The organism is bacterium Scap17 (assembly GCA_013376735.1).
GTDB lineage: Bacteria > Pseudomonadota > Gammaproteobacteria > Pseudomonadales > Halomonadaceae > Cobetia.
The window spans coordinates 1799251-1820404 of sequence record VINJ01000001.1 but is presented as its reverse complement, the minus strand read 5'-3'; the positions used below and the strand labels follow the sequence as shown (position 1 = coordinate 1820404).

General features: G+C 63.0%; 18 protein-coding genes. 3 read left to right on the top strand and 15 right to left on the bottom strand.

Annotated elements, in window-relative coordinates; all coding sequences use genetic code 11:
• Positions 1 to 125: 125 nt before the first annotated feature.
• The 11 genes from FLM52_07930 to FLM52_07880 all read right to left on the bottom strand — a co-directional run bounded on the left by FLM52_07930 (position 126) and on the right by FLM52_07880 (position 12762).
• Positions 126 to 1082 carry a hydroxyacid dehydrogenase gene (locus tag FLM52_07930; GenBank protein ID NVN55711.1) on the bottom strand — a complete coding sequence of 319 codons (957 nt, stop codon included), beginning with the start codon at positions 1080 to 1082 and terminating at the stop codon, positions 126 to 128.
• A 302-nt stretch (positions 1083 to 1384) separates the two neighbouring features.
• A complete protein-coding gene (locus FLM52_07925) occupies positions 1385 to 2239 on the bottom strand; it encodes a DMT family transporter (GenBank protein ID NVN55710.1) in 855 nt (284 codons plus the stop codon).
• A gap of 471 nt (positions 2240 to 2710) precedes the next feature.
• The gene (locus tag FLM52_07920; GenBank protein ID NVN55709.1) at positions 2711 to 3817 is read right to left on the bottom strand and encodes an NADH:flavin oxidoreductase/NADH oxidase; all 1107 of its coding nucleotides are present in this window, start codon (positions 3815 to 3817) and stop codon (positions 2711 to 2713) included.
• Between the two features lie 208 nt (positions 3818 to 4025).
• Positions 4026 to 5009: a class A beta-lactamase gene (gene bla, locus FLM52_07915; GenBank protein ID NVN55708.1), complete on the bottom strand. Its 984-nt coding sequence runs from the start codon at positions 5007 to 5009 to the stop codon at positions 4026 to 4028.
• A gap of 166 nt (positions 5010 to 5175) precedes the next feature.
• Complete coding sequence (locus FLM52_07910; protein ID NVN55707.1) at positions 5176 to 5457, bottom strand: amphi-Trp domain-containing protein; 282 nt, start codon at positions 5455 to 5457, stop codon at positions 5176 to 5178.
• 20 nt (positions 5458 to 5477) lie between these two features.
• A complete protein-coding gene (locus FLM52_07905) occupies positions 5478 to 6791 on the bottom strand; it encodes a metallophosphoesterase (protein ID NVN55706.1) in 1314 nt (437 codons plus the stop codon).
• A 236-nt stretch (positions 6792 to 7027) separates the two neighbouring features.
• Entirely contained in the window at positions 7028 to 7792 is a 765-nt protein-coding gene (locus FLM52_07900) for a histidine phosphatase family protein (GenBank protein NVN55705.1), read from the bottom strand.
• Positions 7793 to 7909: 117 nt separating this feature from the next.
• Positions 7910 to 8902 carry an NUDIX domain-containing protein gene (locus tag FLM52_07895; protein ID NVN55704.1) on the bottom strand — a complete coding sequence of 331 codons (993 nt, stop codon included), beginning with the start codon at positions 8900 to 8902 and terminating at the stop codon, positions 7910 to 7912.
• Between the two features lie 2 nt (positions 8903 to 8904).
• Positions 8905 to 10098, bottom strand: a complete 1194-nt coding sequence (locus FLM52_07890; GenBank protein NVN55703.1) for an HprK-related kinase B — start codon at positions 10096 to 10098, stop codon at positions 8905 to 8907.
• Positions 10095 to 10997 carry a GAK system ATP-grasp enzyme gene (locus tag FLM52_07885; protein ID NVN55702.1) on the bottom strand — a complete coding sequence of 301 codons (903 nt, stop codon included), beginning with the start codon at positions 10995 to 10997 and terminating at the stop codon, positions 10095 to 10097. Before FLM52_07885 ends, FLM52_07890 begins: the two co-directional genes overlap by 4 nt.
• Positions 10990 to 12762, bottom strand: a complete 1773-nt coding sequence (locus FLM52_07880; protein ID NVN55701.1) for an aminoglycoside phosphotransferase family protein — start codon at positions 12760 to 12762, stop codon at positions 10990 to 10992. The genes FLM52_07885 and FLM52_07880 overlap by 8 nt, the downstream gene beginning before the upstream one ends.
• Before the next feature lie 246 nt (positions 12763 to 13008).
• On the opposite strand from FLM52_07880, the gene FLM52_07875 reads away from it, so the two are divergent.
• Positions 13009 to 14241, top strand: a complete 1233-nt coding sequence (locus FLM52_07875; protein ID NVN55700.1) for an alpha-hydroxy-acid oxidizing protein — start codon at positions 13009 to 13011, stop codon at positions 14239 to 14241.
• Between the two features lie 188 nt (positions 14242 to 14429).
• Here FLM52_07875 and FLM52_07870 read toward each other — a convergent pair whose 3' ends face one another.
• Positions 14430 to 15941, bottom strand: coding sequence for an FAD-binding protein (locus FLM52_07870; protein ID NVN55699.1), 1512 nt, complete (start codon positions 15939 to 15941; stop codon positions 14430 to 14432).
• Between the two features lie 149 nt (positions 15942 to 16090).
• On the opposite strand from FLM52_07870, the gene FLM52_07865 reads away from it, so the two are divergent.
• Both FLM52_07865 and FLM52_07860 read left to right on the top strand, forming a co-directional pair.
• Positions 16091 to 16927, top strand: coding sequence for a FadR family transcriptional regulator (locus FLM52_07865; protein NVN55698.1), 837 nt, complete (start codon positions 16091 to 16093; stop codon positions 16925 to 16927).
• Positions 16928 to 16996: 69 nt separating this feature from the next.
• Positions 16997 to 18274: a Zn-dependent hydrolase gene (locus FLM52_07860; protein ID NVN55697.1), complete on the top strand. Its 1278-nt coding sequence runs from the start codon at positions 16997 to 16999 to the stop codon at positions 18272 to 18274.
• A gap of 126 nt (positions 18275 to 18400) precedes the next feature.
• Here the strand turns inward: FLM52_07860 and FLM52_07855 are convergent, their stop codons facing one another.
• The 3 genes from FLM52_07855 to FLM52_07845 are packed head-to-tail and all read right to left on the bottom strand — an operon-like array spanning position 18401 to position 21009.
• Positions 18401 to 19162, bottom strand: coding sequence for a M15 family metallopeptidase (locus FLM52_07855; GenBank protein NVN55696.1), 762 nt, complete (start codon positions 19160 to 19162; stop codon positions 18401 to 18403).
• Between the two features lie 6 nt (positions 19163 to 19168).
• Entirely contained in the window at positions 19169 to 20446 is a 1278-nt protein-coding gene (locus tag FLM52_07850; protein ID NVN55695.1) for a TRAP transporter large permease, read from the bottom strand.
• Positions 20443 to 21009, bottom strand: coding sequence for a TRAP transporter small permease (locus FLM52_07845; GenBank protein NVN55694.1), 567 nt, complete (start codon positions 21007 to 21009; stop codon positions 20443 to 20445). Before FLM52_07845 ends, FLM52_07850 begins: the two co-directional genes overlap by 4 nt.
• Positions 21010 to 21154 lie beyond the last annotated feature (145 nt).

Genomic DNA, 21154 nt, shown 5'->3' with positions numbered 1-21154 from the left:
TGTTGCTGTCTCCTGTGATCACAATGTCGCTGTCTGGGGTCGAGAAAGGCTAGACTGAGCCCTCAAAAGCATTGAAGCGTTCACCTTCGGGGCTCAAGCGCCGTGGGCCTCGATCGCTACGGCCCTCAATAGCCGCGCTGGCGATCCACGCCCAGCGTGAGCGGCAGGCCATCGCGCAACTCACGCGCCGTGGCCACCACTTGCTCGGCCACCACCTCGGGGAGCGAATCACTGGCCACGTGCGGCGTGATGCGCAGGCGCGCGTCATGCCACCAGCGATGAGTGGGCGGCAGCGGCTCCTCGCGGAAGACATCCAGTGTTGCCCCCGCCAGTTGCCCGGAATCGAGCGCGGCTTCAAGGTCCGCTTCCACCAGGTGCTCACCGCGGCCGATCTGCACCAGCCAGGCACCACGGCGCAGCCTGGCGAACAAGGCAGCATTCAGCACGTTCTCGGTCACCGGGGTCAGCGGCAGGATATTGATCAGATAATCGGCACCGTCGGCCGCCGCCATGACGGCGGCATCACCGGTCAGATAGCGCACACCCGGCACCGGCGCGGCCGGTTCGCTGCGACAGGCGACCGTCACCGAGAACCCCAGAGTCGCCAGCGAGCTGACCACGGCGCGCCCCATGCTGCCGTGGCCCAGCACGGCCACCTGTGCCTTCTCTGGCGCACGCATTGCCAACGGCTGCCATTCGCCACGCGTGGCATGGTCGGCCATGACGGCAAACTCGCGCTCGCGATGCAGTACCTCGTGGGCGGCGAAACCGGCCATCAGATACGCCTGATGTGGGTCGCGCACCCGTGCGACCTGAACCTCGGCCGAGAGCCCCGGATGACTCAGCAGGGCATCCACCCCTGCCCCGATCGACATGGCAAGCGTGAGATTCGGATACGGGGCGAAGGCAGCTTCCTGGGGCAGCCAGCAGATGGCGAAGCGCACCTCGCTCGGGTTCTCGATCTCATGCGGGTGACGCAGCACGACATCGTCGCCCAGCTGGCGCAGTGCTTCACCGTAGACGCTGTCCAGATCCAGAGATTCACTCAGATAGACACCCAGAATCGGGGCTTGGCTTGGCATTGGCTCTCCTTGTGACACGACTGGCAGCGAGTGGATTGCCATGGATTTACCCTCACTATTACACACTCGTATAACTACTGCCAACCGTCACGTGCTCCCCTGCTCCCTCATCGCCTTGCCAATGCCTTGATCGACGGGGTGTTGCCGTCACCGCACTGTTCTGGATGAAACATGCGCGCCACAACGACAAAAGGAGAGGCGCAAGCGCCTCTCCTTTTTCATGTGTCATCTGGTCGATGGTGCAAGCTGGCGTCAGCGGTGATGACAGCCTGCCGCTGCCAGCCTGATGGCAGCAAGGGAAGTCACAACGAGGCCACCTTCGCCACTGGCGGGCGCTGCTTGCCCTGGGTGACGATGTAGATACCGCTTGCGACCACGATGGCGGCGCCCAGCAAGGTCATGGCATCGAGGCTTTCTCCCAGCACCATGACCCCGAGCGCCAAGGCAAACAGGGCGCGGGTATAACGAAATGGCGTGACCACCGAAACCTCGCCCTTGCGCATGGCAATCGTCAAGGCGTTGTAGGCGACGACCCCGAGTATCACGGCACCTACGATCAGCCAGGTCGCCTCGGGCGCATACGAAAGCGGGGTCTGCTGGTAGAGAGCGATCAACCCCCCCGCTGGAATCAGGGCGAGAAAGCCATAGATGCCGAGCTGGACGTTGGACAACGATGCCGGCGCGCCGCGCGTCGCCAGATCCCGTCCGGCGAAGCCGATCGTGCTGATCACCGCAAACAGTGAGGTCATGTTGAAGCTGTCGAGGCCGGGGCGCACGATCAGCAATACACCAATGAAGCCGACACCGATTGCCAGCCAGCGCTTGCGGCTGACGCGCTCCCCGAAGAACAGTGCCGCCCCGGCCACCACGACCAGCGGCGTCGCCTGCAGGATGGTGGAGGCAGTGCTAAGCGGCATCAGGGTGATGGCGAGGGCGAAGCTGCTGCGGGCGATGATTTCACAGATGACACGCACTAGAATCGGGCGCGAGAAGATCACCGCAGGCATGAGGGACTCGCCGCGCAGGCAGGTCAACAGCATGAAGACCAGCATGCCGCCGAGACCGAACAACATCAGGGTGATACCGGTCGAGGTATGCCCCGCCGCCAACTTGAACAACAGATCCTCCACCGCGAATGCTGCCATCGCGATGACCATGAAAATACTGCTACGCATATTGTCCACTCACGCCACCTTGATCTTTCAAGTCACATTCACCAGAGGGCCTGGCGGCCAGAATCAAGCGCGTATCGCGCTGCAACATCACCCCACGGCAGGCAGCGGGTCCGCTTGATCATCGGTGGCATCGTCCCACCATCACGCCATCAAGTCTTGCACTCTGCGCGTGAGGTGAAACAGGCGCGATTGCCGCAAAGAGGCGTTTCAGAAACCCCCATGATGGCGCAAGGCCACGCTATCCGGCACTCGAGTGATGCGCTGGCAGCGCGCTTGTTAGACGAAAGATATGGCGTCAGGCGTCCGGGGCGCTCGAATCTGAACGTCAAGGAAAGCCCGAACTTCAAGTCAGGCCTCGCACAGCAAGACGCCCGCGATCAGCGAGCGGGAGCTCGTGAACGCGGGCGTCAGCCCTCAATGGCTTTTCACCTCATCCTTGGCGCTTCACACGGCTCAGTCCTGCTGGTTCTCCAGCAGCGACTTCAGGCCATGCGGCTGGCAACGCAGGTACTGGGGCGCGGCCTTGACGGTGTCACCCAGCGCAGCGGCCGCATGCCACGGCCAGCGCGGGTCGTAAAGAATGCCACGCGCCAGCGCGATGGCATCGGCACGCTCGTTCGCCAGCAGATCTTCGGCCTGCTGCGGCTCGGTGATCAGGCCAACGGCAATCACCGGCATCTTCACCTGCGCCTTCAGGGCCTCGGCGTGCGGCACCTGATAGTTGGGCGCTACCGGAATCTGCTGCTGCGCGCTGAGCCCGCCACTGGAGACATGCAGATAGTGGCAGCCACGACGGTCCAGCGCCTTGGCAAGCTCAATGCTCTGCTCGAGGTCCCAGCCGCCCTCGACCCAGTCCGTGGCGCTGATACGAATGCCCAGCATCACATGCTCCGGGATGGCAGCCCGTACGGCGTCAAAGACTTCCAGCGTCAGACGCATGCGGTTCTCGAGCGAGCCACCATAGTCATCGTCGCGCTGATTGCTGAGCGGCGACAGGAACTCGTGCAGCAGATAACCATGCGCCGCATGCAGCTCGATACCATCCAGGCCGATGTCGACGGCGCGCTGCGCCGCCGCCACGAAGTCCGCGATGGTGCGGCGGATCTGCTCGCCACTCATCGCCTCGGGGAGCGGCCCGCCCTCGCTGAACGGAATCGCGCTGGGCGCCAGCACCTGCCAGCCATTGTCGTTGCCTGGCGCGATGGCAGCACCGCCGTCCCAAGGCTTCTGGCAGGACGCCTTGCGCCCCGCATGACCGATCTGCACCGCCAACGGCATCGGCGAATAGCGGCGGATACGCTCGACAACCCCCTGCATGGCTTGCTGGCAAGCCTCATCGTAGAGCCCGACATCGCCGTGGGTGATGCGCCCTTCCGGGGCAACGGCGCTGGCTTCGAAGATCAGAAGCCCAGCTCCGGACTGGGCGAGATTGCCAAGATGCTGATCATGCCAGGCCTGCATCCGGCCCTCCTCGGCGGAGTACTGACACATCGGTGCGATGATGATGCGATTGTCCAGCGTGAGCGGGCCGAGGGTGAGCGATGAAAACAGTGTGGACATGGAGTTCCTCTGGAGGCAGACAGGGCGGGTTCGGCAAGGCGCAGGCGCGAACATGGCGAGATGATCCGTGCTGCCAAAGCCGATGCAGTGCAAGCACAATGCGGGCAATGGGGAGGCGCCACAAGCGCAAGTTGGCCGTGATGACGGCAACGCTGAGTTGCCCATGCTTCACGCACCCCCTGCCAGCGCCTCACCATCAACGACTCGCCTAGCCCTCCAGCACTTCCTTGACCAGCAGACGCCCGACATCGGCAATCGCGGCATTGCGCGCTGCCAGGTCGGCCTCGCTTTCGGTCAGATAGACCGCCACGATCAACGGGGCACGCAGCGGTGGCCACAGGATGGCAACGTCATTATTGGTGCCATATCCCCCACCACCGGTCTTGTCCGCGATCTGCCAGTCATCGGGCAAGGCCGCCCGCAGCTTGTCATCGCCGGTAGTGTTGGGCAGCATCCAGCCCTGCAGGGCCAGACGCGATGGCTCGCTCAGCGCATCCCCCACCAGCAGTCGCTGCAGGGTGGCCGCCATCGCGTGCGGCGTGGTGGTATCGCGCGGATCACCGGGAGTGGCCTCATTGAGCGCCGTTTCACGCCTGTCCAACCGCGTGCTGTCATCGTCCAGACGCCGCAGATAGGCCGTCAGTGCGGCAGGGCCGCCCAGAGCGTCGAGAATCAGGTTACCCGCGGTATTGTCGCTGGTCGTGATGGTGGCATGGCATAACGCCTCAAGCGTCAGGCCTCCATCCCGGGTGTGATGCTCGGTGATGGGGGAATAGGTCACGAGCTCCGCCGGGCGAATCTCCACCTTGCGTGACAACGATTCCTGGCCTTCGTCCACCCGCGAGAGCAGATGACCGCAGGCCAGCACCTTGAAGGTGCTACTCATGGGGAAGCGCTCTTCCCCACGCCAGCTGAAACGGGTGCCATCGGCGGTATCCAGAACGGTGACACCGATTCGCGCGCCAACTTCTGATTCGATAGCTTGCATGGCTGACGTTGAGAGCGAATTGTCAGTGGCCAACGCATCGTCTGCGCCCTGAGCGCCCAGCGGTAGACAGGCAAACGCGACGCCGGTCAGCCACTGTTGCCAGCACCTTGAAGGCCTGACAGCAAGCTTTACCGCAAGGCTGGAAGAGCGCAATGGAGACGAGCAGTGATCGGCACCACACAGGCGCTGAGGGGATGAAGGCATCAATGACATGTCCTGATCATGGGGAGCGGCCGTGTCGCAAGACAGGACCCAATATGCAGCATGCTAAATATACCATAGTCGCGTAAGCGCGGACATGTCGGACATCTCACCGCGGGCCGCGATCTGGGAGAGACTTGATCTGGATCAATGCCAGCGCACGCTGCCGTCACTCATCGAGAACCTTGAGCGTCTTGTTGCGCTTGGCACCGGGCTTGGCATGCCATGACAGGCGAATATCGAGGCGATGATGATCATCTTCTCGCCGCGCAGTGACCTTGAGGGTCATCAGGCCGCGCGGTGCCAGCCGTATCTCGCCGTCCTCATCACGAAATGACAAAAGCCCCTTGCCCAGCCCCTTGATGATGGCCTTGAGAATGTCCTGAACGCCATCGATGGATTGCAACGATTCATGTCGGAACAGCGACTTGTCCTGCTTGTCGTCTTTCACCTGCCTCTCCTGTGCGTGTTTCAGGGCGCGTAGACCTTGATTTCAGGATGGTCATTGCTGATGCCGACGATGCGTCCACAGGCTTCTATCAGCGTCGCCCCCATGCCCACGCCATCCAGCCCTTCCTTGCGGCGTGAATTGCGATCCAGGGTGACGTCGCCCTCGATATGCAGAAGCCCGTGGCGCCAGCCCAGTTGCTGGCCCGCCTGATGATTGACGTGACCATGCATCACGGCACGAATGCCGACCTTGTGCAGGCGCTTGACGCCCGCGGCGCTCAGCACCATGTCGCTCTTGCGATATTTGGTGCGCAGTACATTGGCCAGCTCACCGTAATAGAAGGTGAACGGGTCTTCGCGCAGGATGCGCCGGAATTCCTGATTGACCTGCGAGACCTTCTGGCGGCTGAGTCGTCTGGCAAAGGCATCATCCACGCCTGCGTGAACATGCAGGAAGGCGCCACTGCGATAGGCAAGTCGCATCTCGTCGAAGAACCAGGCAAAGCGTCCGCCGGGCTTGAGAAACAGCTCGTGGGCCTTGAGTGCGGCGGCATAGGTCTGGCGCAGCGAGAGGCCATGTTTCACACAGGCATGCTCGAAGCCATCGGCCTTGGCACTCAGGCGAGTGATCTCCTTCTCCAGCGCCTCCCCCTTAAGTACATGGCTTGCCGAGAGGCGAAACTGCTCCGCCCAGTCCGGCCCCGGGTACAGGCGCCGGCGGCATTCACTTCGCGAGGGAATGCTCTTCATCGCCCGTGGCCTGTCCGCCAGGTAGTGATCGAAGACTTCCTTGAGCAGCGCCAGGCCCTTGGCGCCCATGCGCACGAACAGATGATCGGTCCGCGCCGAATCATCATGACTCAGCCGCATCAGCGCCAGCATCAGCCGCATGTCATGATTGCCCGCCAGCAACTTGAGACGCGCCCCGCTGCGCATCAAGGTGCGCAAGGCTTCCAGCAGTTCCAGATTGCTGGGACCCTTGTCGAGGCAGTCACCGCCGATGACGAAGACACTGCGCTTGCCCCGCGACGTCAACACCAGGTTGTCCCGTGAGGTCAGGCGCACACCGCCACTGGCCACCAGAGACGCGATGAAGGCTTCCGCGTCGGCATGCGCATCGGAGATGAAGATGACATCGCGGCGTGGCCAGTCCTTGCTGCCCAGCTTGCGAGCGGCGCGGGACACCTTGTCACCGGCGCGCAGGTGCTGATGTGTCTCGGGCCACTGAGCCGCGTGACTGGGCAACGCCTTCAGATAACGCGTCGGGCCTCGGTAACGCGGTACGGCGTCGCTCATGGGGGGACTGAGGGTCATTGGGCTATCTCCTTGTGGCATCTGCTTGCCTCGTTGAACTACCGGCTTGTGGCAAGCAAGCGCCTTGCCGCCCCTTGGGGCCCATCCGGGGATGAGGAATGTGGGTGAGCTCGCGAGCACAGGGCGACAAGCTTATGACCGTTTGATCACAGAAAGATGACAGACTCGTATCATCCTGATGCGCTGGTCTGCTTCTCTGCTCTCCAGCACCCCCGCCCTTGCCCGGCTCTTCAGCACCCCGCCGGCTGGCCGCCAACTCAGTCCTGCGCGGGCTCGTGACGCTGACGCACCTTCCACTCGCCAGCCACATGCCGCCATGACCCAGGCGGAGTTTCCTCTATGACCACCGGCCGCGCATGGTGCATGCTCAGCCCGGCAATCTGGTCGAAGTCCAGCACGCCCAGCAGATGCGCCGCATGGCGCAGCGCCGCGCCATGGCCGACGATCAGCGTCAGCGTGGCGCCCGATGTGGGGGGTGATATGGAGGTTGATGTGGAGGTTGATGTGGGAGCCGAGGTAGGAGCTGATGGGGAAGCCGGCAACGAAGCAATGAAATCGGCCACCCGCTGGCCAGCCTGCATCAGGGATTCAGCCCCCGGCAGCGGCAGGCGAAAGTGGCTGTTGGATTTCCAGTCGGCTGGCAGGAAATCCACCCGCGGGTCATGACGCACCGCTTCGGCGATCTGTGCCGTGGTCAGATTGGCGGCGCTGCCCAGACTGCGCTCCCACAGTGCATCATGTGCCATGAGCGAGAACTCACGCTCTGTCCTGTCACCCATGACCTCGTTCATCACCTGCGCCGTCTGCCAGGCACGTAACAGACTGGAGGCATGTACCGTACTGGCCGGTTGCCAGCCATGTGTCTGACACAGCGTCAGCACTTCCTCTGCTCCCTCACGCGCCTGACGCTCTCCGCGACGGGTCAAGGGAAACGGCTGCAGCGCGCTCGGGGTATCAATCTGTTGGTGATAGTCGGCATGACGAATCAATGCCACACGTCGGATTGTCGGTTCATCAGTCATCGGCCGTCGCTCTTCCCGTCTTCACTCAGTATTGATTCATGCTGGCGGTCCTCGCCTTGCGTCGCCTCGTACGGTGCTAATGGCGCCGATGGAGCTAGTGGCGCCAGACTCCCGCGCTCAGGTCGCCTGGCGCGACTGCTCAAGCCGTACCAGCAGCGTCATGACGGCGTGCCCCATCTCGTGGTTCTTCAACAGGCTCGGCACGACCTCCGCCGCCACCCAGCGCCGACTGCGATGCGGCTCCTCCCGCTCGCTCTCCTCCTGCTCATGCACGACTCTCACAGCGTGCAGACTGGCCGCGACAGGAGCACCCCACTTCTCGTAACTGAATTCCAGCGCTGCGTGGTCCAGCGCCTCCGCCTCGATGCCCGCTTCCTCGCGGGCTTCCTTGAGCGCGGACTCAAGCGGACTCAGCCCCGGCTCGACGATTCCTTTGGGCAGGCTCCAGTGACGATTGGAGGAAGAACCGATCAGCAGCACCTCCCACTGGGCATCGTCGCCCTCCCCCTGCAGACGACAGGGCAGGACGGCCGATTGACGGTAGTAATAGGCGGGACGTTCGCGACGCTCCTCACCGGCCGGGAATGGCCAGGGGAAGCCATCCGGCAAGGCACGCACGCGCTGAATCAGCTCCAGACTCATCTGGCCGGAGCGCAGGTCTTCCCAACGCCCCTCGAAGGTCAGCTTGACCACCGCCGCCGTCGGCAGCAGCTTGGTCTCCTTGGGCGGGCGCGGACGCTTGCCGGTCAGCCAGACCAGCGCATCTTCCAATGCCGGGTTATGGCCGATGATCATCAGTCGCTGCACGCTGTCCGGGCAGGCGCGCACTGTCTTGAGCAGCGGCGCCTCGTCCTCGCAGTAAAGCGCAGGCTTGAGCTCGATCATGTCGACGCCGAGGCCCATCGACTTCACGCACTTTTCCGCCGTGGCGCGCGCGCGAAGGGCTGGCGAGCTCAGGATGGCATCCGGCACCAGCGCCTCCTGGGCAAGCCAGGCTCCCATGCGCTGGGCGCCCCGCTTGCCGCGCTCCTTGAGGGGGCGATGGAAGTCGTCAGCTGCCACTGACCAGTCCGACTTTCCGTGACGCATCAACAGCAGTTCACGACGCATGTTCAAGCCTCCAGCAAGGGGGTCAGGTGGTTCTCGACTAGCGCGGAGAAGTCCACGCGCCCGGTCACCTCGAGCACGCGGGTTGCCGCCAGGCGCTCCAGATACGGCGCGGAATCAAGGCTCGCGCCATTGGGCACGAAACAGCCATCCCGCTGCTGATGGAAGGGCCCCGGTGTCTTCATCACCGCGCGTATCAGCGCTTCGCTGCGGCTGACCTCTACCTCGCGCACCTCGAGCGGCGCCTCGCTGCCACGCGTCCAGTTGAGTATCACCATGGCTGCAAGCTCGCCGCTGGCGCGGATACGCCCGGGCCCGTAGACATCCTCGATGATCAGATCGTGCTTCTCTTCGAGATCCCACAGCGCTTCTTGCGGCATCGCTTCATAGCCTGCGATACGTGCGGGGTCCAGCAGCGGGCGCAGACGCGGATTGTTGAGCATGGTACCGGGATTGATGCGTGGCAACTTGGCGACGCCGCGGGCACGCAGCGTTCCATCAGGCCCCGGGCAGTCCAGGAACAGCCGGTCATTGCTGATGAAGTCGAACTCGGGATTGTCGAGCGCCTTCACCATGGTGGTGGACTTGCCGCCGCCCGAGAAGGCGGCGATGGCCACCGCGCGATCGCCCTTCGATAGCGCCGAGGCGTGACAGATCAAGCCGTCATTCTGCTGCAGATGCGACATGTGCAGATTGAGCAGGAAGTTGATCACCTGGCTTTCGTTGTCTTCACAGGGCCCGAACGCCAAGTTGTGGTTGTTGCTGCGCAGAAAGGCCATGCCCGTGCGCACCTTGTGGATCAGGCGGCCATCGGCCAAATCGATGATGGCGTCCTTGCGGCGTGTCTTGCCGGGCTCCGGTATCCAATCAACGAAAGCTTCGGGCAAGAGGCCGAGGCTCGCTGCCGATGGCATGTCCTTGAGTGCCGGCGCCTCGAGCACATGCACGAGCTTGACTTCTACCGGGACCGTGTCGAGCGCCACGATACGCGCGCAATGGCGGAAATATGTCGCCAGACGTTGCAGCAGCCGTGGCATATCCGTCATCACGCACAGGCGGAAGTCATCCACCTCGAACAGCAGCGCCTCGCTCAGGCACTGGCGTGACGGCGTCAGTGCCGTAAAGCAGACGGCGGCCCTCCACTCTGCAAAGGGCAGCGTGGCAAGGCTGGCTGGGCTGTCACAAGTCGTCGCATTCATGCCAGACACTCCATCACGTGATCGAGATAGGCGGTGGCCGCATCGACACCGGCACCTTCCAGCGCCCCTCGGAAGCCGCCGAAGGCCGAAACTTCGAAAATGATCGGGCCATCGTCGGTCAGCGCGACATCGACGGTGGTGAAGTCAAGCATGAACGGCGCCTGGGCACGCTGCGCCAGCGCGATCAGCTCCTCGGAGGGTTCGAAGGGCGCGTACTTGCCACCGGCGTGGATGGTGGTATTCCAGGCATCGCCCCCACTGACCCGGGCGTAGCTGCACAGATAACGCCCTCCAACGAAGACCATGCCGTAATCCTGCCCCGGCAGATCGAGGCGCTGCTGCAGATACATCATCGGGTGCTCGGCGGCGAACTCACGCACGGCAGTTTCCAGTGCGGCATCATCGCCGGTGTCCTCGATGATGCACATGCCCCGCGCCTTGGTGGAGAAAAGCGGCTTGAAGACGGCGGCCTTGAAGCGCTTGACGGCCTCGCAGGCCGCCGCCACGTCTTCGGTGACCAGCGTGGCCGGCATCGGGATGTCGGCATTGGCCAGTGTGACGGTGCAGCTCAGGCGGTCGATCAGGCGAATCATGCTCTCCGCGCTGCTGAAGACACGCACGCCCGCGGCTTCGGCGACACGCAGCAGCTCCAGGCGGTCCAGGCTACCCGGGGAATATTCCGCGCTGATCTTCTTGACGATCAGGGCATCCAGCTCGGTCAGGTCATGACACACCCCGGCAGAATCACGGAATTCGAGGCAGTTGCGGGTCAGATCCAGCGAGACGGCCGCCATGTCGATCACGAGACGAAAGCCCGTCCGTGCTTCGATGGCATCCGCCAGCACTTCGGTCGACCACTTGCCGGGAATACCCACGACGCCAATCTTGAAATCAGTCAACGAACAACTCCTCCAGAGGAATACGGTAACCGGCCGGCCGTTCAGGGTCGGCGCCTAGCACATGCTCGAGTATAAAGCGTGCGCGGTTGAACATGCGCCCTGCCAACCCGGCATCGAGAATGAAACGTGTCGAGGTGGCAAAGGAGCGCGCCAGACCAAGTGCCAGACGCCATTCAAAGGTGGTATCGCTCTGCTCGTGGGCAAAGCGACGCATCTGCTGACCGAAACTCAGTGCCAGCGCCAGAATACGGGCCCGCAGCGCCGCATCCGTCAATTGCAGACGATAATGGGACACCATGTGCACGGAGACATCCTGCACATAGTCCTGATAGGCCGAGCGGTGAAGATCGATGAAGCGGATGCTCTGCTTCGCCGGATCGAAGAGGATGTTGTCAACATTGAAGTCGCCGTGGATATAGACGGCGAAGGGGGCCTCGAGCGAACGTTCCAGCTCTGCGGCCTGATCGATCAATGCTTCAAGCGAGGGCATCTCGCGCCCACACAGCGAGGCGCCGCAGTGGCGAAATTCCGGATGGATCTGATAGACATCACTCAGCCGCTTGAGCAACTGACGCATGTGCCCTGCAGTGACCGGCTTGTCGCGACGGGTGGTGGTCCACACCGAGTGTAGCGTCGAGACCAGTGCCTGCTGAGCGGTGCGATTGAGGCGTGACGATTCGTTTATCAACAGATGCTCGAGGGTCATGCCCGGCAGGTGCTCGATCAAGAGTGCCGCGCTATCGCCCTGCTGATGATGCGAGAGGATGCGGGGAGCGATGCCGGGGTAGATATCGTGCCAGCGCTCGACGCCCTGCCGCTCCTCCTCGACCTTGCGACCCAGGCCATCCTTGAAGATGGCCAGATACTCCGGCGAGGTCAGCGGCAGATCGCCGGTTGATTTGCTGTCCTTGGCCTTGCTCGCCTTTGTCTTGCTGCCGCTTTGCTTGCTGCGCTTTTGCTTGTGGTTGGCCGGCTTGCTCTTCGCATCGCCCTTGTCACTGCCCTTCTCACTGGCAATCCCAGAGATCCGGCTGCCGGAACGTGTCTCGGCCAGGGTGTCGACGCGCATCTCGCCCGCCGTCTGATGGCCATCGCCGAGTTCATTGACCAGGTGCGTCAGCGAGGCATAGCGCTCGAAGTTGAGTGACTGACCGAGGGTTGCCGAGATGACCGCCTCACCCAACCGCCCCAGCACCTCGCCCATCTGGCTGATTTCACGGGCCACGAACAGCAGATGTGTCAGGTCTTCGGCGGGAGCGCGCTTCTTCTTGAGCTGGCCGGTGAGTGCCCGGATGCGGCCTTCACTGTCCCGCTTCAGCTTCTCACGACTGCGCGCGAGCTTCAGGGCAAGAGACAGGGAGCCGTTCTCCAGCGACATCTCGCTGCGCAGAATACCGCGACGCACACGGCGCAGCGACTTGACCAGCACGACATCATCGACCAGCTGGACATCATCGACGCGAATCAACTGCTCCAGACAACTGCGCGCCAGCTCACTGAGCCGTGCCAGACCACTGGCGACCTCGACCAGGCTCTGCTGGAAGCGGGCCCGCGCGTGCGAGCGCTTGTGGTTTCGGGCTTCAGGGCATGCCTGTTCGATACGCTGGCAGAGATTCTCGGCGTACCCCTGGCGCTCCAGCAGCTTGCGCGCCATGGCCGCCGTCGGCGCGGACACGAAGGCCTGCAGCCAGCCATATTGGCTATCCACTTCCGAACACAGAAATCGAAGGTTGTCGCGCGTGCTTTCAGGCCAGGCCTGATCCATGCCATCTCTCCATCCACTCGGAAATCATCCCAATGCCACAGTATTCCACCCAAAGATGACAATCCATGACACGCACTGGAGGAATCGACTGTCTTGTGGGTGCTCGGCCGGGCTGGAGCGCAGTTTTTTCATTGAATTCCACCACCCGAACGCTTCCCCCTAGACGTATCGCCTATAGCTGGACAAGACCGGATTCGGTGACAGTAGCGCAAGCGACCCTGCCAGCCCCTGCGCGACCCACCACGGATGGAGACCCGCATGACCATCACCTGTATCAATGACCTGCAACGGCTGGCGAAACGCCGCGTGCCGAAGATGTTCTACGACTATGCCGATTCCGGCTCGTGGACGGAATCCACCTATCGGGCCAACGAGGCCGATTTCGCCGCGATCGGGCTGCGCCAACGGGTGATGGTCGACATGGACAATCGCACGCTGCGCACGAAGATGCTCGGCGAGGAGGTGGCCATGCCGGTGGCGATCGCACCGACTGGCCTGACCGGCATGCAGCATGCCGATGGCGAGATGCTGGCCGCACGCGCGGCGAGTGACTTCGGTATCCCCTTCACGCTCTCGACCATGAGCATCTGTTCCATCGAGGACGTCGCGTCCGTCAGCTCACGGCCGTTCTGGTTCCAGCTTTACGTGATGCGCGACAAGGATTACATCGGACGACTGATCGATCGCGCCAAGGCCGCGGAGTGTTCCGCGCTGGTACTCACCGCTGACCTGCAGATCATCGGCCAGCGCCACAAGGACCTGATCAATGGCCTGAGCGTGCCCCCTCGCCCCACCGTGGCGACCGTGCTCGACTTGGCCACCAAGTGGCGCTGGTGCGCTGGCATGCTCAAGACCCGGCGCCACACCTTCGGCAACATCGCCGGCCACGTGAAGGATGCCGAGAATCTAAGTTCCCTCTCGAAGTGGACCGCCAGCCAGTTCGATCCGAGCCTGAGCTGGGACGACATCAAGTGGATCAAGGATCGATGGGGCGGCAAGCTGATCATCAAGGGCATCATGGAGCCAGAAGATGCCGAGCTGGCCGTGCAGGCAGGTGCCGACGCGGTGATCGTTTCCAATCACGGCGGACGTCAGCTGGATGGTGCCGCCTCCTCCATCTCCGCCCTGCCGGACATTCTCGCCGCTGTCGGCGACAGGACAGAGGTCCACATGGACGGCGGCATCCGCTCCGGACAGGATGTGCTCAAGGCGGTGGCAATGGGTGCCAAGGGCGTCTATCTGGGTCGCGCCTTCCTCTATGGGCTCGGCGCCATGGGCGAACAAGGCGTGACCAAGTCCCTGGAGATCATCCACAAGGAACTCGACACCACGCTGGCCCTGTGCGGACATCGTGATATCCACGACGTGGACACCCGGATTCTCAGGCCCGGCACCTATCCGGTGGCCAGCTCGCAGAGAGAAGCAGCGCGAGCATCACGACGCCAGGAACCCCATGACGCGCTGGGCGCGACATCCTGAACACGACGGCACAGCAATAACGCCCTGAAAAGCACAAGGCCGACATGCACCAGTGGGATCCACCACGGCGCATGTCGGCCTGTCATCACTGGCAGGCGACTCTCTCGAGGCTCACTCAAGCGCCTCTCTAGAATCACTCAAGAGCCTCTCAATACCCGCTCAAGGCACACTCAAGATCCGCTCAAGACTCAATGCACCTTGAGACGCGGCCCCATGCTTCGGCGCAGCACGTCGCTGACCACCTCGGCGGAGCCCTTCAGCGGCCCCAGCAGCAGGAACTGGTGCTGACGCTGCAGTCCCTGATAGGCGGCGCGCGCGAAGCGTCCTCTCACCTGCAGATCATCATTGCCCTTGCTACCCTGGGCATTGCCCAGCTTGTCACTCAACTTGCCGCTGAGCTCACCGACGCTGCCGGCACTGGAGAGTGACAGCAAGGTACCGCGGTCCTTGAACTCGAAGGCCTGAGCCGGCTCTCCCTGCTGGCGACGCGGCAGTTCAGCAGCGAGAAACTCGGCCTGCTCGCTGGCCACCTGGGCGGTGGGCGGCAGCGGCGCCTCATCGATGTTGGCACAATCGCCCAGCGCGAAGATGCTGTCGTGCCCGAGGCACTGCAGACCGGGCGTCACCGTGAATTGACGCTTCTTGTTGCTTTCCAGGGCGTCGATCTCCTCGACGATGGCAGGCCCGACGCGCCCTGCCGCCCAGACCACCAGATCCGCGTCCCGCGTCACCGACTCGTCGCCTTCACTGATCTCGACACTGCCGGGGGACACCTTGGCGACCTGACGAGATAGCTCGATCTTGATGCCCTGCTCCTCGAGTCGCTGATGGATCGACTCGCGCAGTTCCTGTGAGACACCGGGCATGAAGGTCTCGGTGGCCTCGAGAATCGTGATCTCGACCTTCGCGCCCTTGGGTGCAGGGGCGTCATGCATGCCACGCGCCTCATGCAAGTAGGCAGCCAGCTCGACACCGGTGGCACCGGAGCCGACGATCATCACCTGATAGGGCCGCCATTGGGGCTCCTTGGCACTATCTTGCGCGCCCCCCTCAGTGCCATTCTGGGCGTCGCCTTGGGTAGCTGACGCGCCAGCATCGCCTGTCGGTGATATTTCCATCGCCACATGATTGGCCAGCAGCCCACGCGAGAACTGCTGAGCGATGCGCTCGGCGTTGTCGGGAGAGTCCAGCAGGCAGGCATGCTCCAGCACGCCCTCGACACCCATGTCCGGCGTCACGCCGCCCAAGGCCAGCACCAGCTGACAATAGCCCCTGACGCGCGCCGGCACCTCGGCGCTCGCGTGGTCTTCCCTGCCCGGGATCGCGGCCAGGGTGATCTGGCGCTGTTCAGGGTTCACGCTTTCGAGTGTGCCGCACTCGTAGCGAAACCCCCACTGCTCGGCCAGACCGGCATAGCCCAGTTCATCGACCTGCCGACGCCCGAGACCTGCCGCGATCTCGTGCAGGCGCGGCTTCCACACATGGCTGGTCTCGCGATCGATCAGCAGTACGTCCTTATGGCCTGCCTTGGCCAAGCGGACCGCCAGCTCCAGCCCGCCAGCACCACCGCCAATGATGACGATATCGGTGTCTCGCGTGCGCTGAGAATCGTGCGTTTCCATACGACCTCCTTTAGCAGGAACGAATATGAAAACCTTATGCCACTTCGAAGCCTTTTCAAGAGCGTTGTGCAATGGCATGCCGGGACACGGCCCTCGTCGCGACGCGTGATGCCCATGACATACCCGGCAACGCTTGAAGCCACTTCAGTGGTTTGACAGCGCCCCAGTCCACGACTAAAGCTTATTTATACGAATAAATTGACTGACTCACCCATTCAGGACACCGCATGCCGACATCGCCCTCTCCTCTGGACACTTCATGTTCCAGCACCAGTGCCAACGCCTCTGGCACTCACCTGCCCAAACGGCAGAAGCTGGCCGAGCTGATCAGTGATGACCTGAGGCGCAGCATCGTGCGCGAGGGATTGAGCGAAGGCGACCGGCTGCCCAATGAGAAGGCGCTGATGGCCCAGTATGGCTGCGCCAAGGGCACGCTGCGCGAAGCCCTCAAGATTCTCGAGGTCGAGGGCTTGATCACCCTGAAGACGGGGCCCAATGGCGGCGCCGTGCTCAATGCGCCGAGCATGGAACCGGCCAGCCGCATGCTGAGAAGCTTCCTGCATTTCAAGACACTCAATGGCGCCCAGGTCTATCAGCTACGCCGACTGCTGGAAGTCGAGATGGCGGTCTCGGTGGTGGGCCTGCTCAGCGAAGAGGACCTGGTGGCGCTCGAGAACAATGTCCATGACTGCAGTTGCCACCAGCCACAGGATGAGGACCAGCGACGCCAGCGCTTTCTGGAAATCGAATTCCATCAGGTGCTGGCACGCGCCTGCCCCAACCCGCTGCTCAGTTTCATGTGCCAGTTCCTCAACGACATGCTGCATGAGCTGGTCGTCATCAAGAAAGCCTACCTGCCGGAGCGCAAGCAGTTCGATCGGGCCAATCAGCATTACCACTCCGGCCTGATCACGGCGTTTCGCCACGAGGACCATGAGCAGGTCAGACAGCTCATGACAGAACACATGCAGGATGCCGAGCACCACATGACGGCACTCGAGGTGGAAATGGCCGACCAGTTGCTCGTCACCCCCGCGCAGCTGATGGCCGACAGCAGAACCTGACCCGAAGCCTGGACCAAACAAAAGCGGAACCGGAAGCACAACAACAATATTCACAAGAGGATGAAGCCGATGACCACTGCCCAGTTGGACACATCGCCCGCGAATACCCTGAGCGAGCTGCGCACCGACAGCGATCGCCTGTGGCAATCATTGATGACCCTGGCCGAGCTGGGCGCCACGCCCAAGGGCGGCGTCAACCGACAGGCGTTGACCGAGCTGGACCGCCAGGCGCGCGACCTCTTCATTCAATGGTGCAAGGCCGAGGGCTGCACGATCCGTATCGATGCCATCGGCAACATCTTCGCGCGCCGCGCCGGCACCGACCCGGATGCGCCGGCGGTGATGACCGGCAGCCACATCGACACCCAGCCGACCGGTGGCAAGTTCGATGGCTGTTTCGGAGTGATGGCCGGGCTTGAGGTCCTGCGCAGCCTCAACCAGCACGACCTCAAGACCCGCTGCCCGGTGGAAGTGGTGGTCTGGACCAATGAAGAAGGCTGTCGCTTCGCGCCCTGCATGATGGGGTCTGGCGTGCATACCGGCCAGTTGTCACTGCATGAGATGCTCGCCCAGCAGGACAGCGACGGCGTGACCGCCGGCGAGGCACTGGACGCCATCGGCTATCGCGGCAGTGATGAGGTCCCCCGCGAGAACGTGCGCGCCTTCTTCGAGAGCCACATCGAGCAGGGCCCGATTCTGGAAGATGAAGCGACCACCATCGGCGTGGTGATGGGCGCGCTGGGCCAGCGCTGGTTCGATCTGACTCTCACCGGTCAGGAGGCGCACGCGGGCCCCACGCCCATGTCACTGCGCCGGGACGCCATGCTTGGCGCGGCCGAGATCACCGTCGCCGTCAATCGCATCGCCATCGATCACGCACCGCATGGCCGCGGTACCGTGGGCGTGATGCAGGTCCACCCCGGCTCACGCAACGTCATCCCCGGGCAGGTCAACATGACCATCGATCTGCGCTCGCTGGAACCCGATTCCCTTACCGCGATGGTCGCGGAGCTGAAAGAAGTCGTCGAAGCCGTCAGTCAGCGGCATCGCCTGACCTACGAGCTCACCCCCACCGCCGACTTCGTGCCGGAACACTTCGCCGACAACTGCGTGAACGCGGTGCGCAATGCCGCCAGCCAGCTCGGCTACTCGCATCTCGACATCGTCAGCGGCGCCGGTCACGACGCCATCTTCATGGGCCGTATCGCCCCCGCCGGCATGATCTTCGTGCCCTGCGAAGGCGGCATCAGCCACAACGAGATCGAGAACGCCGCGCCCAAGGACCTGCACGCCGGCTGCAACGTGCTCTTCCACGCCATGCTCGATCAGGCCGAGATCGTCAGCTGAGCATCAGGTACGGCTCGCTGAACGCTGATCGCATAAGCCGCTGAAACGAAAGCCCCGCTCGAGTCGCCATCGAGCGGGGCTTTCGTGTCTTGCAGGCCAGCGGCTGTCAGGCATTCTCAGACACCTTCACGCCAGTGAGCGTTTCCAGAGACTCTCGATGCTGTCCATCTCCGCCGGACCGAACAACGCCTCGGGTTCGCCGCGGTACCAGGCCCAGAGCTGATCACCGAAATCGAAGTGCCACCATTCGCTGGGCAGATTGGTGAAACCGGCCTCGGTCATGACGTGATAGAGCAGACGCCGATTGTCGCGTGCCGCAGCCTGGGGCGTATCGCTGGCAGGCGGATGACGCTCGAAATGATCGGTGTGGGACTCGGGGGTCGCCTCGTCAAACAGCGTCCCCATCTCGAGCAGCAAGCCATCGGCGTCACATAGGGTGACATCGACGGCGCCGCCAGTGAGATGCGGGCTCGGCGCGTCAGGATCACGACTGGGCAAGGAGACGAATTCCCGCGTGCGCGCCAGTAGCTGGGCCTCACCAAGCGAGCGGTCATGCGTCTTGAGCGACTGATACAGCGTCTCGAACAGGTACTGCTGCACCCGCCAGGGGCGCCATCCATCCATCACCACCAACGACAGCCCTTGCGGCAATGCGCGCGCGGCCTGCAACAGGCGCTGATACACCGCGCGCCGTACCAGACATTCATTGACTGCCCCGGGGATACCGAGGCGCGCATAGGCGGGATAGACCTTCAGACATGACGGCCCGAGGCTGGTCGGGACCAGAGTACTGTCACAGCCCTTGACGGGGATTCGGGTGACCTGCGTCCAATCCGGCTCGTCATGACTCGGGATGGGGGGAATTGGGCGATTCAATGTTGACGTCATGAGGTGTTATCCAGACAGGGTCGGCAACCACAGGGTAAGAGGCGGGAAGATGATCAGCATCAGCAGCACCGCGACCGCCACCAGCACGAACGGCCAGATGGTACGAAACAGTGAGGTGATCTCGAGCTTGCTGACCGCGGCGGCCACGAACACGCAGGCGCCCATCGGCGGCGTGATCAACGCGATGGTGATATTGAGCGTGATGATGACCCCCAGGTGCACGGGGTCGATGCCGGCGGCCATGGCCACGGGCACGAAGATCGGCGTCAGCAACATCAAGGCCGAGACTTCCTCCATGAACATGCCAGTGACGAAGGTGATGGCGCTGAGCAGCAGCAGGATCAGGATCGGGCTGTCGATATAGGGCGTCAGCAATGCCACGAACTGATTGGGCACCTGGGCATAGGACAGCAGCCAGCTGACGATGGATGACACCGCCATGATCACGAAGATGGCGCTGGTAAGCCGCGCCGTATCCTTGATGGCCCCCCACACCTCGACCAGCTTGAGCGGCCCCTGGCACAGCCCGCAGAGCAGCACGTACGCCACGATCAAGGCGCCGGACTCGGTCGGGGTCACGATGCCCATCACGATACCGGAGACGATGATCACCGGTGCCACCAATGCCGGCAGCGCCCCGATGATCGCTGCAATCACTTCACTGCGTGCCGGTGCCTGACCGCGTGCCTGCAGGCCATGACGTCGGGCATACCAGGCATTCATCGCCATGAACGCCACCGCCAGTACCAGGCCCGGTACGACACCGGCCAGGAACAGGCTGCCCACGGAGGTATTGGTCAGCGAGGCGTAGAGGATCATGAAGATGCTGGGCGGGATGATCGGCCCGATCAAGGAGCTGCCCGCCGTCAGACCCGCGGCAAAGGACGTCGAATAGCCCTCCTTGCGCATGGCCGGCACCAGCAGCGAGCCCAGCGCGGAGGTATCGGCGACCGCCGAACCATTCACACCGGCGAAGAACACGCTGGAGACGACGTTGACATGGCCCATGCCACCGCGCAGATGCCCGACCATCAGGCGTGCCAGGCGCATGAGGCGTTCGGTCAGGCCACTGATGTTCATCAGGTTGCCAGCGAGGATGAACAGCGGAATCGCCATCAGCGAGAAGGCATTGATGCCACCGAAGAACTGTTGTGGCCCGAGGCGCTCCAGCATCGAGAGGTCGATGAACAGGAAGCCGGTCACGGCGGTAGCGAGCAAGGAGAGAAACAGCGGCAGGCCCAGCAGGACATGCACGACGAAGATGGCCAGCATTGCCCAGATCATGTGCGCGGTCCTCCTGTCTTGTCATCATGCGCCGAGAGGCCGGCAGCCTCCTCGTCCGGTGCGATCTCCAGTGTCTGGGATCTCAGCGGCCGTGGGCCATGCAGCAGAACCTGCAGCGTGATCAACGCGAAGCCGATCGGCATCGAGAGCATCGGCACGCTGCGACTGATACCCAGCCCCATGGTGCGGAACATGCTTGCCGACATGGCGTAGTGCAAGGTCATCCAGGTCGCGCCGGCCATCAGCACCAGCGTCAGCCACCATTGGTAATGGATCAGTACCTTGGCCATGCGCGTAGGCAGACGCCGCTCCAGCAGCGCCACACGCATATGCGCCCCTTCTGCCCAGACGACGCCGATCGCCAGCATGACACTGGCGATGATGAGATAGCGGGTCAGCTCATCGACCCAGATGGGGGCGCCGCCCAATACATAGCGCATCACCACGCCGTAAAGCATGATCAGCACCGTGGAAGCCAGCAGTACTGCCGCTATCGCCAGTGTCACGCGGCCACAGGCAAGCAGCAGGCCTTCCCGCAGGGAAAGCTGTCGTGAAGGAGTCATGGAAGTCATTTACCGCAATCCACCAGCAAGGAGGGAAATTCAGAGCCTCGATGCCCGGACTGTCACTGCCCGGGCACCGGGTACCGCAGCGGGATGCTCGCTGATGCTTGAGCGTCACTCGCCTTTCACCGAGTCAGCGTGTCAG